Source organism: Rheinheimera sp. MM224, from assembly GCF_947090785.1.
Taxonomy (GTDB): domain Bacteria; phylum Pseudomonadota; class Gammaproteobacteria; order Enterobacterales; family Alteromonadaceae; genus Pararheinheimera.
Genome location: NZ_OX352320.1, coordinates 3,052,702 through 3,069,502 on the forward strand (window position 1 = coordinate 3,052,702; position 16,801 = coordinate 3,069,502).

At 45.2% G+C, this 16,801-nt stretch carries 15 protein-coding genes; 8 read left to right on the forward strand and 7 right to left on the reverse strand.

Annotation, left to right across the window (positions count from 1 at the left end):
- Positions 1-302: 302 nt before the first annotated feature.
- The 3 genes from OM978_RS14340 to fabB form a co-directional block, all read right to left on the reverse strand.
- A complete protein-coding gene (locus tag OM978_RS14340; protein ID WP_264342895.1) occupies positions 303-1,322 on the reverse strand; it encodes an aspartate-semialdehyde dehydrogenase in 1,020 nt (339 codons plus the stop codon).
- Between the two features lie 20 nt (positions 1,323-1,342).
- Positions 1,343-2,470, reverse strand: coding sequence for a 4-phosphoerythronate dehydrogenase (locus OM978_RS14345; protein ID WP_264342897.1), 1,128 nt, complete (start codon positions 2,468-2,470; stop codon positions 1,343-1,345).
- A gap of 130 nt (positions 2,471-2,600) precedes the next feature.
- Positions 2,601-3,815 carry a beta-ketoacyl-ACP synthase I gene (gene fabB / locus OM978_RS14350; protein ID WP_264342899.1) on the reverse strand — a complete coding sequence of 405 codons (1,215 nt, stop codon included), beginning with the start codon at positions 3,813-3,815 and terminating at the stop codon, positions 2,601-2,603.
- 164 nt (positions 3,816-3,979) lie between these two features.
- On the opposite strand from fabB, the gene mnmC reads away from it, so the two are divergent.
- From mnmC to OM978_RS14365, 3 genes are read left to right on the forward strand one after another with little or no spacing between them, the layout of a single operon-like run.
- Entirely contained in the window at positions 3,980-5,833 is a 1,854-nt protein-coding gene (gene mnmC / locus OM978_RS14355) for a bifunctional tRNA (5-methylaminomethyl-2-thiouridine)(34)-methyltransferase MnmD/FAD-dependent 5-carboxymethylaminomethyl-2-thiouridine(34) oxidoreductase MnmC (protein ID WP_264342900.1), read from the forward strand.
- On the forward strand, positions 5,830-6,444 hold the full coding sequence (locus OM978_RS14360; protein ID WP_264342901.1) for a response regulator: 615 nt from the start codon (positions 5,830-5,832) through the stop codon (positions 6,442-6,444). The genes mnmC and OM978_RS14360 overlap by 4 nt, the downstream gene beginning before the upstream one ends.
- On the forward strand, positions 6,429-6,866 hold the full coding sequence (locus OM978_RS14365) for a response regulator (RefSeq protein WP_264342902.1): 438 nt from the start codon (positions 6,429-6,431) through the stop codon (positions 6,864-6,866). Before OM978_RS14360 ends, OM978_RS14365 begins: the two co-directional genes overlap by 16 nt.
- Before the next feature lie 27 nt (positions 6,867-6,893).
- Here the strand turns inward: OM978_RS14365 and OM978_RS14370 are convergent, their stop codons facing one another.
- Positions 6,894-7,760, reverse strand: a complete 867-nt coding sequence (locus OM978_RS14370; RefSeq protein WP_264342903.1) for a flagellar protein MotY — start codon at positions 7,758-7,760, stop codon at positions 6,894-6,896.
- Positions 7,761-7,889: 129 nt separating this feature from the next.
- On the opposite strand from OM978_RS14370, the gene rnt reads away from it, so the two are divergent.
- The gene (gene rnt, locus OM978_RS14375) at positions 7,890-8,567 is read left to right on the forward strand and encodes a ribonuclease T (protein ID WP_264342904.1); all 678 of its coding nucleotides are present in this window, start codon (positions 7,890-7,892) and stop codon (positions 8,565-8,567) included.
- A 63-nt stretch (positions 8,568-8,630) separates the two neighbouring features.
- Here rnt and OM978_RS14380 read toward each other — a convergent pair whose 3' ends face one another.
- Positions 8,631-8,969 carry a Grx4 family monothiol glutaredoxin gene (locus OM978_RS14380; protein WP_264342905.1) on the reverse strand — a complete coding sequence of 113 codons (339 nt, stop codon included), beginning with the start codon at positions 8,967-8,969 and terminating at the stop codon, positions 8,631-8,633.
- Positions 8,970-9,194: 225 nt separating this feature from the next.
- Here OM978_RS14380 and OM978_RS14385 point away from each other — a divergent pair, with 225 nt between their 5' ends.
- The 4 genes from OM978_RS14385 (at position 9,195) to OM978_RS14400 (ending at position 14,754) form a co-directional block, all read left to right on the forward strand.
- On the forward strand, positions 9,195-9,779 hold the full coding sequence (locus tag OM978_RS14385) for a Fe-Mn family superoxide dismutase (RefSeq protein ID WP_233009457.1): 585 nt from the start codon (positions 9,195-9,197) through the stop codon (positions 9,777-9,779).
- A 230-nt stretch (positions 9,780-10,009) separates the two neighbouring features.
- Complete coding sequence (locus OM978_RS14390; RefSeq protein ID WP_264342907.1) at positions 10,010-11,932, forward strand: PrkA family serine protein kinase; 1,923 nt, start codon at positions 10,010-10,012, stop codon at positions 11,930-11,932.
- 21 nt (positions 11,933-11,953) lie between these two features.
- Complete coding sequence (locus OM978_RS14395) at positions 11,954-13,222, forward strand: YeaH/YhbH family protein (protein WP_264342908.1); 1,269 nt, start codon at positions 11,954-11,956, stop codon at positions 13,220-13,222.
- A 23-nt stretch (positions 13,223-13,245) separates the two neighbouring features.
- Entirely contained in the window at positions 13,246-14,754 is a 1,509-nt protein-coding gene (locus OM978_RS14400; RefSeq protein ID WP_264342910.1) for a SpoVR family protein, read from the forward strand.
- A gap of 21 nt (positions 14,755-14,775) precedes the next feature.
- Here the strand turns inward: OM978_RS14400 and OM978_RS14405 are convergent, their stop codons facing one another.
- Positions 14,776-15,732: a diguanylate cyclase gene (locus OM978_RS14405; RefSeq protein WP_264342911.1), complete on the reverse strand. Its 957-nt coding sequence runs from the start codon at positions 15,730-15,732 to the stop codon at positions 14,776-14,778.
- Positions 15,733-16,764 carry a response regulator gene (locus OM978_RS14410; protein WP_264342912.1) on the reverse strand — a complete coding sequence of 344 codons (1,032 nt, stop codon included), beginning with the start codon at positions 16,762-16,764 and terminating at the stop codon, positions 15,733-15,735. It lies immediately after the preceding gene.
- Positions 16,765-16,801: the final 37 nt, after the last annotated feature.

Sequence of the window (16,801 nt, forward strand, 5' to 3'; positions counted from 1 at the left end):
TTTTCTGACACAAAAACACTGCAAGCATCGTTCCATACCCGAATAGTAAACCAGAAGAATGCCACTGGCTATGCTTAAACAAAATCTGCATATCTCTGCATATCGGCTGCAGAATCAATTGCTTTATACTCTTCTTACTTGAAGCTGCAGCTTTGTTGACAGCACTCTATAGCCCAATCACATAAGAAGCCTATGTTCATGGGGTCTATCTCGTTTGTCGCCTAACTGCAACTCCCATTACTTGGTGTATAGAAAACAACAAAGGCTCCACCAGGAGCCTTTGTTTAGTTATTGATCTTGTCTTACAGATAGTCGCGGATTAAATGCTCAGCGATCTGAATACTATTAGTGGCAGCGCCTTTACGGATATTGTCAGCTACAACCCATAAGTTAATGCCATTTTCATGGGAGAAGTCCTGGCGAATACGGCCAACAAATACATCATCCTGACCCGCAGCATTGCCCACTTGAGTCGGGTAATCTGCGTTGTCTTCCATCAAAGTCACACCTGGCGCATTGGCTAACAGCGCTTTGACCTGCTCTACACTGATTGGCATGCGGGTTTCCAGATGCACAGCTTCGGCATGACCATAAAACACCGGCACACGAACCGCAGTAGCGTTTACGGAAATGCTGGTATCACCCATAATTTTTTGGGTTTCCCAGTGCATTTTCATTTCTTCTTTGGTGTAACCGTTATCCAGAAATACATCAATTTGTGGAATACAGTTAAAAGCGATCTGGCGGGCAAACTTGCCGCCTTCTTCTAAAGGACGACCATTGAGTAACTGGGCGGTTTCTTTAGCTAGAGCTTCAACGCCTTGTTGACCAGCACCAGCAACCGACTGATAAGTGGCCACATTAATACGACTTATACCTACGGCATCATGAATTGGCTTTAACGCCACCAGCATCTGAATGGTAGAACAGTTTGGGTTGGCAATGATATTGCGGTTACGGAACTCTGCAATAGCGTGCGCATTCACTTCCGGCACTACTAACGGAATATCAGCTTCGTAGCGGTAGTGAGAGGTGTTGTCGATCACCACGCAACCTGCATCTGCAGCACGAGGTGCATAAGTTGCAGACACGCTGCCACCGGCAGAGAACAAACCAATCTGCACCTTAGTCCAGTCAAAGGTCTCAGCATCCAGTACTTCGATTTGTTTACCCTTAAAGGTGATAAAGCCACCGGCAGAGCGGCTGCTGGCTAAAGGATAAAGTTTATTTACCGGAAAATCGCGCTGTTCTAAAATTTCAATTAAATGCTGGCCTACTAAACCTGTAGCACCTAACACAGCGACGTCGTATTGCTGAGCCATGGTTATTCCCCTTTCATTTGTTACTGGCTGCTAAAACCTAATGTTGTTAAAAACTCAGGCACTTCTTGTCCTGTCAGCCGCACCGAGCTGTATTCACGCCGCGGTGGGTATGACTTTCTAAGCCAGTCAAAACCTTGTGTTTTATTGTCTTGCATCATATAGAAACGAAACAAAGCATCGTCCCGGCGCACATCATATAACAGCCGGGTTAAATTTTGGACATCTAAAAGTCCAAAATTTGAATTTATTTTCAGCTCTGAAACTTGAGGCTCTGGCAGCACTTGCGCCAGGGTCTTTGTCGGGCTTAACCCCAACTGCTGGCAAAATGCCTGATACAGCATTTCAGTACCACGGGCTTTACCTTCAATACTGTGGCCTGCAATATGAGCACTGGCTATATCTGTATAAGGGATCAGCCGTACATCAGGTTCTGGCTCATTAGCCCAGACATCCAGCACCATCGCTCTTTTGTGGCCAGACTGAGCCTCCGTCAATAAAGCGTCGTTATTGGTCACTTCGCCACGGCAGGCATTGATCACAGCACAATCTGTTTTGAGTAGTTTTAAGGTCCGGCTGTTGAGTAAATCCACTGTTGCATCAGGGCCGGTTTTAACCAAAGGCACATGAAAACTGACGATATCAAGCTGGGGTAATAATACTTCAAACGGAATATGCGGAAAATCAGGGTCTGCAGCTGCACGCTGTGGGTCGCAGCATAATACCTTGATAGACAAGGCCTCAAGCGCACTTACCAGCACCCGACCAATATTACCAACCCCTACCACACCGACCGTTTTTTGTTGTAAATTCCATTGGTACTTTTCTGCCAGCACAAAGATGCTACTCACTACATACTCAACCACTGACTGAGCATTACAACCAGGCGCACTACTAAAACCAATACCCCGTTGTTGCAGATAGCTCTGATCGATATGATCGGTGCCAATGGTGGCAGTACCAACAAATTTCAGCTTTGGGCTTTTTGATAACAATTGCTGATTGACCTTGGTCACAGAACGCACCAGCAGCACATCAGCGTCACTAATCTGATCCGCAGTTAAAGTGCGGCCATTGACCAGCGTGACCTCACCTAATTCGGCAAAGAAGTCTTTGACGTACGGCATATTTTCGTCGGCGTATATCTTCATCTGTATCAGTCCACTGTCAGAATGGCGGTATTGTAACGACGCTCAATCCTTTGAGCCATCGGATTTGCTAATTTTTGACTGGCCAATAAAAAACGCTGCACCAGGCAGCGTTTTTTTGACAGAGGAAAAATTAGCCCTGATATTTTTGCATTACTAAGGTGGCATTGGTACCACCAAAACCGAAGCTGTTTGACATCACTGTCGTCAGTTTAGCTTCTGTGGCTTTAGTTACGATGTTTAAGCCTGCAGCAGCTTCATCCAGGTTGCCGATATTGATAGAAGGGGCAATAAAGTTATGCTCCATCATCAACAGTGAATAAATAGCTTCATGCACACCGGCAGCACCTAAGGCATGACCTGTCATAGCTTTAGTTGCGCTGATGGCCGGAGATTTGCCACCAAAGACTTGTTGGATAGCGCCTAATTCTTTGACATCACCGACAGGTGTACTGGTACCGTGAGTATTAACGTAGTCGATTGGACCTTTGACGTCTTTCATCGCCATTTCCATACAACGTACTGCACCTTCACCACTTGGAGCCACCATGTCGTAACCATCTGAAGTAGCGCCGTAGCCAACGATTTCAGCATAAATTTTAGCGCCACGGGCCAGCGCATGTTCCAGCTCTTCAATCACCAGAATACCGCCGCCACCACTGATGACAAAACCATCACGGTCGGCATCATAAGTACGGGACGCCAGTCCTGGCGTTTCATTGTATTTAGTAGATAAAGCGCCCATAGCGTCGAACTCCATCGCTAAAGTCCAGTGCACTTCTTCACCACCACCAGCAAAAATAATGTCCTGTTTGCCTAACTGAATAAGCTCTACCGCATGACCAATACAATGGGCGCTGGTAGCGCAGGCGGAACTAATGGAATAGTTCACGCCTTTGATTTCAAAAGGAGTAGCTAAACAAGCTGAACAGGTGCTCGACATGGTTTTTGGCACTGCATAAGGGCCAACACGTTTCACGCCTTTTTCACGTAAGGTATCTGCAGCTTCAATCTGAGTTTTAGACGAAGCACCGCCAGAACCCACCACTAAACCAGTGCGGAAATTTGACACCTGCTCTGGGGTTAATCCTGCGTCATCAATAGCTTGTTGCATAGAGATATAAGCATAAGCCGCTGCATCGCCCATAAAACGTAAAGCTTTGCGATCGATTAACGCTGCGGTATCAATTTCAATCTGACCCCAGACCTGAGATCTCAGGCCCATGTCGGCAAATTCCTGTGACGCTTTAATGCCTGAGCGCCCGGCTTTTAACGATTCCAGCACTTGCTGTTGATCGTTACCAATGCTGGATACTATGCCTAACCCTGTGATCACTGCTCTTTTCATGCTTGCTCCAAACAAAAAATCGGATGTCTTTTTATCATTGCGGCACATTGTACGGAGTTTCTTTTCGAAACTGGTCCGCTTTCAGCGCACAGCTGTACACTATTATCTATTTATATTGCGGCTAAGTTACAATACCTCATTCTTTTTCGATAGGGTTTGATTCCTTGCAACAGGCTCAAGTTCACTATAACGACGCTGGTACACCGGTTTCCGACCTGTTTGGCGATATTTATTTTTCCGACAATGGCGGCCTGGACGAAACCGATTATGTGTTTTTACATAAAAATCAGTTACCTGAACGTTGGTTTACTCATCCACGCCCATTTTTCCATATCGCGGAAACTGGTTTTGGTACTGGCCTGAATTTTCTTCTGACCTGGTTGCGCTTTCGTCAATATAAAGCCAGTTCCGCCACCTGCCAGCGTCTGTATTTCAGCAGTTTTGAAAAATATCCCTTCAGTAAAGCAGACTTAACCAAAGCCTTAGCAGCCTGGCCCCAACTGGCTGAACTGACCACTTTATTAGTACAGAACTACCCTGTGGCTTTGCCAGGCCCACATCGAATGACCTTTGATGACGGTACTGTGGTACTGGATTTGTGGTTGGGTGATGTCAACGAACTGCTGCCGCAAGTACCAGAGCAAAACAAAGTCGATGTCTGGTTTTTAGATGGTTTTGCCCCCAGTAAAAACCCAGATATGTGGCAACAAAATTTATTTAACCAGATGTTCAGGTTGAGTCACAGAGGCACTACGGCTTCTACTTTTACCTGTGCAGGTTTTGTTCGTCGTGGTTTAAATGACGCCGGTTTTTCTGCCAGGAAAACCAAAGGTCATGGCCAAAAACGCGAAATGTTAATTGCAAGTGCAGAGCAGGCCGCCGAATTGACTGCAGATCAGCCCGACCAAATCACAGTGATAGGGGCTGGTGTCGCAGGTATAAATGCTGCTTTTGCGTTATGGCAAAAAGGATTAAAAGTCCAACTGCTCTGTGCTGATGCACAAGCAGGTATGGGGGCATCTCACAACCGTCAGGGCGCGGTGTACCCTAACCTGCACGCGACTTACGATCTGATGTCCTCTTTAAGTTGCCAGAGCTTTTTATATGCCAGACAGTTTTATGCAACCTGGCTGGGAAAATTAGCAGTAGTAGCTGATTGGTGCGGCGTATTAACACTGGCCTGTAACGACAATCTTGCCAAGCGTCAACATAAAATCCAGCAGCAGGCTTTTGTCTTAAGTGGCTTGTTTAGTCCTGTCACCAAAGAGCAAGCTTCACAAATCGCAGGGCTTGAATTGCCTTATGATGGACTGTTTTTCCCAACTGCAGGCTGGTTATGCCCTCAAGACTATTGCCAGCAGATGGCGAATTGGCTGAGCAGCCAGGGCGTAGAGATTATCTACAATGCGCAGGTGCATCAAATCACAGAGCATGAGCACTATTGTGAACTAAAGACCTTAGCAGGGACCTTGAAAGCAACAACAGTGGTTTTGGCCACAGGCGCACAATTAAATAGCCTTGCTTATCAGGAGTCCTTTCCGCTTCGACAAATTCGTGGCCAGGTCAGTCATCTGCAAAGCCAGACAATGACACCATTAAAAACTGTGGTTTGTCATCAGGGTTATATCACCCCTGCTCATCAGCAAATGCATAGTGTCGGAGCCACCTTTGATCGCAGCAGCGGACACAGTGAAGTGCTGGCAGAAGACAATCAACAAAATCTCGATTTAGTAAACCAAACATTGGGGCAACCTGATTGGTTTGAGGATGTTGAAGTGATGTCTGCCAAAGCAGGTTTACGTGCGACTGTACCTGATCATATGCCTGTGCTTGGTCAGCAAAAGCAGCTTTGGCGTTTTGGCGCTTTAGGCGCACGAGGTTTAACCTGGGCGCCATTATTAGCTGAGGTTTTGGCTTGTAGGATTACGAAAGAGCCGCTACCTTTAACGACATTACAAATGGATGGCATTGATATACAAAGGTATCTTCGCCACAGCGCAGCGGAACAATCCAATTGAACTTACTTTTTGCTGAAGATGATGCACTACTGGCTCAGCTGTTTCAGTTACAGGCTGAAAGTGCGGGCTATCAGGTAGTGTGGGCGGAAAATGGCGATGTTGCGGTGCAGCAAGCTTTAAGTTACCAGTTTGACCTGATTTTTATGGATATTCAGATGCCTGTGCTCGATGGGATCAGTGCGATGCAAATGCTACGTCAGTTAGGCTACGACAGGCCTATAATCGCCATGTCTGCCGAAGAAGTTACAGAGACAGGTTTTGATGTTTTGCTAAAAAAACCACTGCAATGGCAGGAAGTACAACAGCAACTGACAAAGTTTAAAGCTATTCCCTCATTAGAATTAGAACTGCCCCAAGAGCTGAAAGAGGCTTATCTGGCTCATGCTAAACAGTTATTGCAGCAACTGGTCATACTTGCAGAGCAGCAGAATTGGATTGATTTTATGGCCATTGTGCATCAACTTAAAGGCAGTGCCGCCAGCTTTGATTTAGTCGCTCTGAGTCAACTGGCCGATCAGTTACAAAATGAATGGAAGACTATCCCTGCAGAACAAAGGACAGAGCGCGCCATCTATTTTCTGGAGCAGTGCAAGGCATGCAAACTAAAGTAAAAGTACGGGAACAAAAAATATTGTTGGTTGACGATCTGGATTACAACCGACAATTGTTACGCAACAATCTGACAGCATTGTTTTCCCAACAAAACTTAAAATACAAAGCTTTTAGTTATTTCCAGGCACATAACGCATCTTCTGCTCTACTAACGTTCAGCCAGCAGAATCCAGATTTAGTGTTTCTGGATATAGAATTGCCCGATGGCTCAGGCCTTGAGTTACTCAAGCGTTTTAAAGAACAAAAACCCGATTGTTTTGTCGTGATGGTCAGCGGAGTAAGCACTTTGGATAATGTTAAAACCAGCATAGCTTCTGGTGCTGCTTCTTTTATCGTTAAGCCTTTTACCGCAGATAAAATTTTGGCAGTATTAAAACAATTTGACCGCTATTACGACAAGTTACTAAAGACAGCAGGCTAAATCAGTGGAAAAGAAAACCCTGAATAATCAGGGTTTTTCCATTTGAATCACCACACGACGGTTTTTGGCGCGGCCTAATGAGCTTTCATTCGAAGCCACATGACGTTTTTCTCCCAAACCTTCAGTGCGTATTCTGGTTTCTTCCAGACCAAAACTGACCAGTTTGGTTTTGATGGCTTCAGCGCGTTTTATCGACAACTGCTCGTTCATCCAACGACCACCAAAAGAATCACTGTAGGCCTGAATATCAATACTCTCGATGCTCTGGTCATACTTTAAATACTGAGCTATTTGCTCCAGACGCTTTTTAGAGGCTTTGGTCAGCTCATCGCCACCCGATTCATAGGTCAATACGGTAAAGGCAATATCGTCAAAGGTGTAGGGTAATAAGGCGCTGACACACTGGCTAAACTGATCCATCGCTTCGATAAAATGCACAGGATTCAAAGACACACTGACTCTGTCATAGGGGCTATACCAATCGGAGAAATAAAAGGTTGGGCTATAACCTTGTTCCAGCTCCGTCAGCATAATCCAGCTTTCCGCTTTGCCTAAATCACCATCAAACTGTTTCAGCATTTTCATGCTGCTAATGGCTTTCGCCTGCTCGCCCGGACGCCAGACCGGTGGCACTGACAGCACTTCTGCCAGAGCATAGTGATCAGGTAAACGCAGCATATTCAGCTCGAACTGCATATTCAGCTCTTTGCCGGCCATGCTTCTGAAAAAAGCTTCGCCAAAATGAGGAATAGGGTGACTCAATTCACACAACAGAGGCGAATTTTGCTTTAAAGCCCAGGTGGACTGGTCCAATGTAGCCGAATACTGACGCAATCCTGCTTCTACCTGAGTGGCAGAAAGCAAAAACAGCACCAGCCAAAGCTTATATCGCATAGGTTTCCCTTTTTTCATCTCAACACCCGTTGTTTTTCAACTTCAACCAGGACAAACAAGGTACTCAAACAAGACGCTTCGCAATTTATTTGGCATAATACCTGCCAATCTTATCAGGACACAGGTCTTATGACTCAAGCTTTACATCCGTTAGCACAACGTTTTCGTGGCTACTTCCCTGTTGTTATCGACGTAGAAACCGCAGGCTTTAATGCAAAAACAGATGCATTGTTAGAAATCGCTGCAACTTTGTTGACTATAGACGAAAAAGGCATGCTTGTTCCAAGCCAAACTTTGCATTTTCATATTGAACCTTTTGAGGGTGCCAACATGGAAGCAAGCTCCCTGGCTTTTAATGGTATAGACCCCTACAACCCGCTTCGTGGCGCGGTTTCAGAGCGGGAAGCCCTGACTGAAATTTGCCGTGCAGTACGTAAAGCGCAGAAGGATGCCGACTGCCAGCGTGCTGTCGTAGTCGCTCATAATGCTGCTTTTGATCAGGGCTTTTTAAATGCAGCTATTGATCGAATTAAATTAAAACGCTCACCTTTTCACGCTTTTGTGTCTTTTGATACCACCACTTTGTCAGCCCTGGCTTTAGGTCAGACCGTTCTGGCAAAAGCTTGTAAACAAGCAGGTATTGATTTTGACAACAAAGAAGCGCACAGCGCTTTGTATGACACTGAACGTACCGCTGAGCTGTTTTGCTACATAGTCAACCGCTGGCATCAACTCGGGGGTTGGCCGCCACCTATGCTGATGGATGATTGTGAAACTGAAGAAAGTACGGAATCTGACCCGGCTTAATCCACTTTCCTCTTTAGAAAAACAAAAGGCAGCCTGGGCTGCCTTTTTGCTTCAAACGCCAAGTTATTCAGCGCTTTCGCTATTGTACTTAGCTGCAGTTTCATTAATGAGCGGCTGTAATTCACCACGCTGGAACATTTCCAGAATAATGTCACAACCACCAATCAACTCACCTTCAACCCATAACTGTGGGAAAGTAGGCCAGTTGGCGTATTTTGGTAACTCAGCACGGATATCCGGGTTTTGCAGGATGTCGACAAACGCAAAAGGTTGGCCACAAGCAATCAGGGCTTGAGACGCCTGAGCTGAAAAACCGCAACTCGGGAATTTTGGCGATCCTTTCATAAAAAGGATGATTGGGTTATCAGCCAACTGTTGTTTAATTTTCTCAATGGTTTCCATCTTCAGCCTCTGGCACTACTGGGTTTAAAAATTTGTCTTATTTTACGCTTTGTTCGTTCATTTCGCACTTGAGTTTTTACAATATGCCCCAAGAATATGGGGAGCAGACACTTGTATTGCAATGAGTTCAGGCTACGAAATTTACGACTAAAACTTGAGTAATTTAGTCGGGTTTTGTAGTCTACGCGATGCAGACTTCATAAACAACGCCTACGGAGAACTACAATGGCTTTCGAATTACCAGCATTACCTTTCGCAAAAGACGCATTATTACCTCACATCTCTCCTGAAACTCTGGATTATCACCATGGCAAACACCATAACGCCTATGTTGTGAAGCTGAATTCATTAGTTGAAGGTACTGAATTTGCAGGCAAGTCTTTAGAAGATATCATCCGCACTTCTCAGGGTCCGGTATTTAACAACGCAGCCCAGATTTGGAACCACACCTTTTACTGGAACTGCTTATCACCAAATGGTGGCGGTGAACCAACTGGCGCTTTAGCTGCTGCAATTACTGCACAGTGGGGCTCTTTTGCTGCATTCCAGACTGCTTTTAATGACAAAGCCGTCAACAACTTCGGTTCAAGCTGGACCTGGTTAGTGAAAAAAGCAGACGGTTCTTTAGATATCGTCAACACCAGCAACGCTGGCACGCCACTGACTGATAGCTCAGTGACAGCACTGATGACTGTGGATCTGTGGGAACATGCTTACTACATCGATTTCCGCAATGCACGTCCAACTTACTTAAATGCTTTCTGGGCATTAATCAACTGGGAATTTGCTGCGAAAAACTTCGCTGCTTAATTTGCTGTTGCTGTAAATCTTTAAGCCCGGTTCGCCGGGCTTTTTATTTGTCCCCAATTGAAAACCAAACTATATCCAGGCTCAACTCTGCTGTTCTGTTCACTCATCGCTACAAAAAAAATTCATATTTTTCTGTGAATTAGTTGAGCGAAGCGCTTTTTTACTGTCTAACCTTACATCAGTGGCTTTATTTGCATTCAGTTCCCACAGACCAGTTTCGGAGGTGCACTATGGGCATTTTTGAGCACTACAAATCTAGATACGAAGCAGCCAAAGAAGAGGAATACAGCATCCAGGAATATCTGGAGCTCTGTAAAAAAGACAAAAGTTGTTATGCAAGCGCTGCCGAGCGTTTGTTAATGGCCATAGGTCAGCCTGAGTTAATTGACACAGCACAGGACTCTAAACTCAGCCGCCTGTTTTCCAATCGCGTCATTGGCCGTTATCCGGCTTTTGCCGAGTTTTATGGCATGGAAGATGCGATAGAGCAAATTGTCTCCTACCTGAAACACTCGGCTCAGGGCCTGGAAGAGCGTAAACAAATTTTATACCTGTTAGGCCCAGTGGGTGGCGGTAAGTCGTCCTTAGCTGAAAAGCTAAAATCACTGATGCAGCAGGTTCCTGTGTATTACATCAAAGGCTCACCTGTTTACGACAGCCCTTTGTGTCTGTTTGATGTCAACGAAGATGGCAATATCCTGGAGCAGGAATACGGCATTCCCAAACGTTACCTGAAAACCATTATGTCGCCATGGGCCAGTAAACGCCTGCATGAATTCAACGGTGATATCAGCCAGTTTAAAGTGGTAAAAAAATACCCTTCGATTCTGGATCAAATCTGTATTGCGAAAACTGAGCCTGGTGATGAAAACAATCAGGACATCGCGTCTTTAGTAGGTAAAGTGGATATCCGTCAGTTGGAGCACTTTGCCCAAAACGACCCGGATGCCTACAGCTACTCAGGCGCCTTATGCCGCGCCAATCAGGGCCTGATGGAGTTTGTTGAGATGTTTAAAGCACCTATTAAAGTGCTGCATCCACTGTTAACTGCAACTCAGGAAGGCAATTACAACGGCACCGAAGGCCTGGCAGCTCTGCCCTTTGAAGGCATTATTCTGGCGCACAGCAACGAGTCGGAATGGCAGACCTTTCGCAACAACAAAAACAACGAGGCCTTTTTAGACAGGGTTTATATTGTCAAAGTGCCTTATTGCCTGCGGGTGTCTGAAGAAGTCAAAATTTACGAAAAACTGCTGGAGCACAGTGAATTAAAAGTCGCACCTTGCTCTCCTGCGACCTTAACTTCTCTGGCACAGTTCGCCGTATTGTCGCGTTTAAAAGCGCCGGAGAACTCCAGTTTGTATTCCAAAATGCGGGTTTATGACGGCGAAAGCTTAAAAGATACAGACCCTAAAGCTAAGTCTTATCAGGAGTACCGTGATTACGCTGGTGTGGATGAAGGAATGTCGGGTTTATCCACCCGTTTTGCTTTCAAAATTTTATCCCGTGTTTTTAACTTTGACTCCACCGAAGTGGCCGCTAACCCTGTGCATTTGTTTTATGTGCTGGAACAGCAAATAGAACGGGAGCAATTCCCGTCCGATGTGTCAGAGCGTTATCTGGAGCATTTAAAAGGCTATTTAATTCCGAAATACATAGAGTTTATCGGCAAAGAAATTCAGACTGCCTATTTAGAGTCTTACTCTGAATATGGCCAGAATATTTTTGACCGTTATGTCATTTATGCTGACTTCTGGATCCAGGATCAGGAATACCGTGACCCGGAAACCGGTCAGCTATTTGACAGAGCTGCGCTGAATGCTGAGCTTGAGAAAATTGAAAAGCCTGCAGGGATCAGCAATCCAAAAGATTTCCGCAATGAAATCGTCAATTTTGTGCTGCGGGCCAAAGCCAAAAATAATGGCAAAAACCCAACCTGGACCAGCTATGAAAAACTTCGCACTGTGATAGAGAAAAAGATGTTCTCCAGCACCGAAGAGCTGTTGCCTGTGATTTCCTTTAATGCCAAAACCTCCACAGACGATCAGAAAAAACATGATGATTTTGTCGACCGGATGATGGAGAAAGGCTATACCCGTAAACAAGTGCGCTTACTCAGCGAGTGGTATTTACGGGTTCGCAAATCGCAGTAAGGTCAGAGCCTTGGAGGTTGTATGGCGCATTTTATTGACCGACGCTTAAATGGCAAAAACAAAAGTGCTGTCAACCGACAGCGCTTTATTCGCCGCTACAAGCAGCAAATTAAACAAGCTGTGTCCGATGCCATCAGCAAACGCAGTGTCACTGATATCAACAACGGTGAAAAAGTCTCTATTCCCGGCAAAGACATTACCGAACCTTTTTTCCATCAGGGTCAGGGCGGCCACAGAGCACGTGTACACCCGGGTAATGACCAATTCAGCCCTGGCGATAAAATCAAACGACCTCAAGGTGGACAAGGAGGTGGTTCAGGTCAAGGCGATGCCAGTGCAGATGGTGAAGGCGAAGACGAATTTGTATTTTCGATTTCCAAAGACGAATACCTGGATTTATTATTTGAAGATTTAGAACTGCCCAATCTGAAAAAAAATCAGTTGGATAAGCTGGTGCAGTACAAAAATGTGCGGGCTGGTTTTCGCTCTGAAGGCGTGCCCACCAATATAGATATAGTGCGATCCTTACAAGGCTCTCTAGCCCGTCGTGTCGCTATGACGGCCGGTAAAAAACGCGAATTGCATGAACTGGAGGCAAAATTAGCCTTAGTCGAAGCAGAACCAGTGCCGGATCAGCATCAACTAATGGCACTGCGCGAACAAATTGAGCTGCTTGAAAAACGCATAGGCGCAGTACCTTTTATCGACAGCTTTGATTTACGCTTTCGCAATTTTCAGAAGCGCCCTGAACCTACTAGTAAGGCGGTGATGTTTTGCCTGATGGATGTATCGGGTTCAATGGATCAGGCGACGAAAGACATGGCCAAACGTTTTTATATCCTGCTCTATATGTTTTTAAGCCGCAGCTATAAAAATGTCGAAGTGGTGTATATCCGCCACCATACACAAGCGAAGGAAGTCGACGAACAAGAGTTTTTTTACTCGCAGGAAACAGGCGGCACTATAGTGTCCAGTGCACTCAAAATGATGGCTGATATTGTCAAAGACAGGTATAACCCGGCCGAGTGGAATATCTACGCAGCGCAAGCCTCAGACGGCGATAACTGGGCTGATGACAGTCCGCAATGTGCCGATTTATTGGCGCAGCAGATATTGCCTTTTGTGCGTTATTACGCCTATATCGAAATTACCCCACGGCCCCACCAAAGCCTGTGGCTGGAGTACGAAAAATTGCAGCAAAGTTTTGATAACTTTGCCATTCAGCCGATACGGCAAGTAGCAGACATCTATCCTGTATTTCGCGAACTTTTCAAAAAACAGGCCGCTTAGCTACTGACTTCAGGGAGTTGCTTATGTCTTCTGTTGAACAAAAACAACCTTTATCCGACGGCCCGGACTGGAGCTTTGAATTATTAGGCCAGTATCAGGCAGAAATTGAACGGGTTGCCAAACTCTATAAGCTGGACACCTACCCCAACCAGATTGAGGTTATTACCGCCGAACAAATGATGGACGCTTATTCCAGTGTCGGCATGCCTATTGGTTATAACCACTGGTCGTACGGCAAAAAATTTATCCAAACCGAACAGAACTACAAACGTGGTTTTATGGGGCTGGCGTATGAGATTGTGATTAACTCCAATCCTTGTATTGCGTATCTGATGGAAGAAAACACTATGACAATGCAGGCGCTGGTGATGGCGCATGCCTGTTATGGTCATAACTCTTTTTTTAAAAACAATTACTTATTTCGTACCTGGACTGATGCGTCGTCCATTATCGATTATCTGGTGTTCGCCAAACAGTATTTAAGTCACTGTGAAGAAAAATACGGTATCAGTGAAGTGGAAGATATGCTGGATTCTTGCCATGCGCTGATGAATTACGGTGTCGACAGATACAAAAGACCACAAAAAATCTCGATGGACGAAGAGCAAAAACGCCAGAAAGACCGTGAAGCTTATCTACAGTCACAGGTGAATCAGCTGTGGAAAACCATTCCGAATAAAGGCGATTTATCTGCAGAGCATGAGTACCGTTTTCCATCTGAACCACAGGAAAACATTTTGTACTTTATTGAAAAAAATGCCCCACTGCTCAAACCCTGGCAACGTGAGGTAGTGCGTATAGTACGGAAAATTTCGCAGTATTTTTACCCGCAAAAACAAACACAAGTCATGAATGAAGGCTGGGCAACCTTCTGGCACTACACCATATTGCAGCATATGTATCAGGAGAACTTAGTCACCGACAAGTTTATTCTGGAAGTGCTGCATAACCACACCAATGTAGTGTTTCAACCTGAATACCACAGCAAATATTATTCAGGTATTAACCCTTATGCGCTGGGCTATGCCATGTTTACCGACTTGCGCCGTATTTGCGAGCACCCAACCGAAGAAGACAAAGAATGGTTTCCGGATATTGCAGGCTCAGACTGGTTGGAAACTTTGCATTTTGCCATGCAAAACTTTAAAGATGAGAGTTTTATCAGCCAGTATTTATCACCCAAAATTATCCGGGACTTTCATTTATTCGCCATTACAGACGATGACAAAGAAAGCACATTGGAAGTGGCCGCTATCCATAACGCTGAAGGCTACCAGCAAATCCGCCAGACCTTGTCAGCTCAGTATAACTTAAGCAATATTGAACCCAATATTCAGGTGTACAGTGCGGATATCACAGGGGATCGTAGCCTAACCTTACGATTTATTCCGAATCAGCGTATTCCGCTGTCAGACAATTTCCAGCAGGTACTGAAGCATGTGCACCGGTTGTGGGGCTTTAATGTGCAACTGGAGCAATTAAACGAAGATGGTAGCGTGAAACTATTAGGGAGCTGCCCGCTTAGATTGTAAAGATGCAGGGCAGCTGTGGTTTTATTCAGCTTTGGTAATACAGTTGCGGCCAGCGGCTTTGGACTGATACAAAGCTTTATCCGCGGCTTCCAGCCAATCACGATACTCGCCCATGTCTTCGCGGTATTCTGCCACGCCTATACTGACGGTCACCCTCAATATTTGCTGATTATATTCCACCGCCATCGCTTCAACATTTTTGCGCAGACGTTCAGCAAAAAACATCGCCTGCTCAACAGTGGTATCGAGCAGCAATACGGCAAACTCTTCGCCACCATAACGACCAGCCACATCAGTGCTACGCAGATTTTTTTTCACAGCAGCTGCCACATGTTGGATCACCGCATCACCAGCGGCATGACCAAAGGTATCGTTCACCCGCTTAAAGTGGTCAATGTCGCACATCAGTAAAGTGCTGTGATGGCCGCTGCGTTTTATGCGTTTGTATTCATTGATCAGCGCTTCTTCCCAGAAGCCTCTGTTATTTAAACTGGTCAGGAAATCTGTTTTGGACAAAGTACGTAATTGCCCATTCATCGACTCCAATTCTATGCGACTGACAGCAACATCAGTCACATCATAAATAATCAGACAAAGGTGGGTCACTCTGCCCATAGTATCGGTTAGCGGGAATATGGTGCTGTTTTGATACATATATTCAGCAGAACCAGTAATAGGCCGGTAGTTACGGAATTTGAAAATATAGGGCCTCTGCTCCCAGATGGTAAAAGCACGGTTTTTCAATAAAATCACCGGATCGCATTTGCGTCGCAACCAGTCTTCATCAATTTCGGAAAATAAATCAAACAGGTATCTGTCACGCACCTGACGAGGCGTCAGACCGCTATGGTTCTCCATAAAGCCGTTCCACACCTGAATGCGGTAATCAGCAGATAACACCACCAGACCAACGTCAACCGTCTGGAACATGTCCATCAACCAGTGGATTTCGGATACATCTACGTTGTTTTGTGACATTTAATCTTCCAGAAGGAATTCGACTTTATAATTCAGCGTTTTAATACTGTCTTCGGTAAATAACAGTAATAAATCGCAGCTGATATTATAGTTTTCAATACCATAGCTGATTTCTATCGCTAAAGTACGACGCCAGCGTCTGGCATTGGCTTTAATCAGTTCACTGACAGGGGCATGCTGCCCTAATACCACAGGGTGGCCCTGACTAAAGGTCATATCAATTTGTTCGGCTAGTCCTTTTAATACAGCACCAATCAGAATATTGGCGATGTCCATTAATAGCTCCAGCTCTACCTTAGTGGTCAGCTCGCCGTTGTATTGCATCAGCCTCGCTATATCAACAAAACTGGAGTCATTGAGTATCAACAAAGCTTCACCGGCAACACCACCACCAATAAAACCCTGGCAAACAGCCGAGGTGTTTTCCTTCTGTTCCACAGAAGCGATAGCCATATGCAGTTCACTGACTTCAATGACGTTTACATTAGGAATAGGCAGTTTGACAAAGACCTTCAGCAGGCGCGCTAATAAATCACCAGCCTGGCCCATAGCTACATTACTCAGCTCCTGAAATACATCACGTAAATCGTTGGATAATACAAAAGATCCGGTATTTTTTACTGCTGCGACTTTGGGCTCGGTTTTGGCTTGTTCTTGCTGCTGAATAGTTTTTTGTTCAACCAAACCCAGTACATGATTTAGCTTTTGTTGGTCGACAGGTTTTTTTATAAAGTCTAAAGCGCCATAAGATAAAACCCGCTCGCGGGCTTCAGGCTGAATATCACCAGATACTACTATAGTTTTGACCGAAAGCTGTTGTTGCTGAATAGCAGCAAGCACCTGATAACCATCCAGTATCGGCATATTTAAATCAAGGAAAAGTAAGTCGATTGGCTGGCGCTGCAAAATGTCCAAAGCCTCACCGCCATGACCAGCAAACTGGATATTTTGCTGCCACTCTGCTGGTAAAGCTCTTGCCATTTGTTTACGTGCAAGGTTGGAATCGTCACATATCAAAACTGCTGCTACCATTTACGGCTCACTTCACGTATTGTTATTTTCCAGTGTA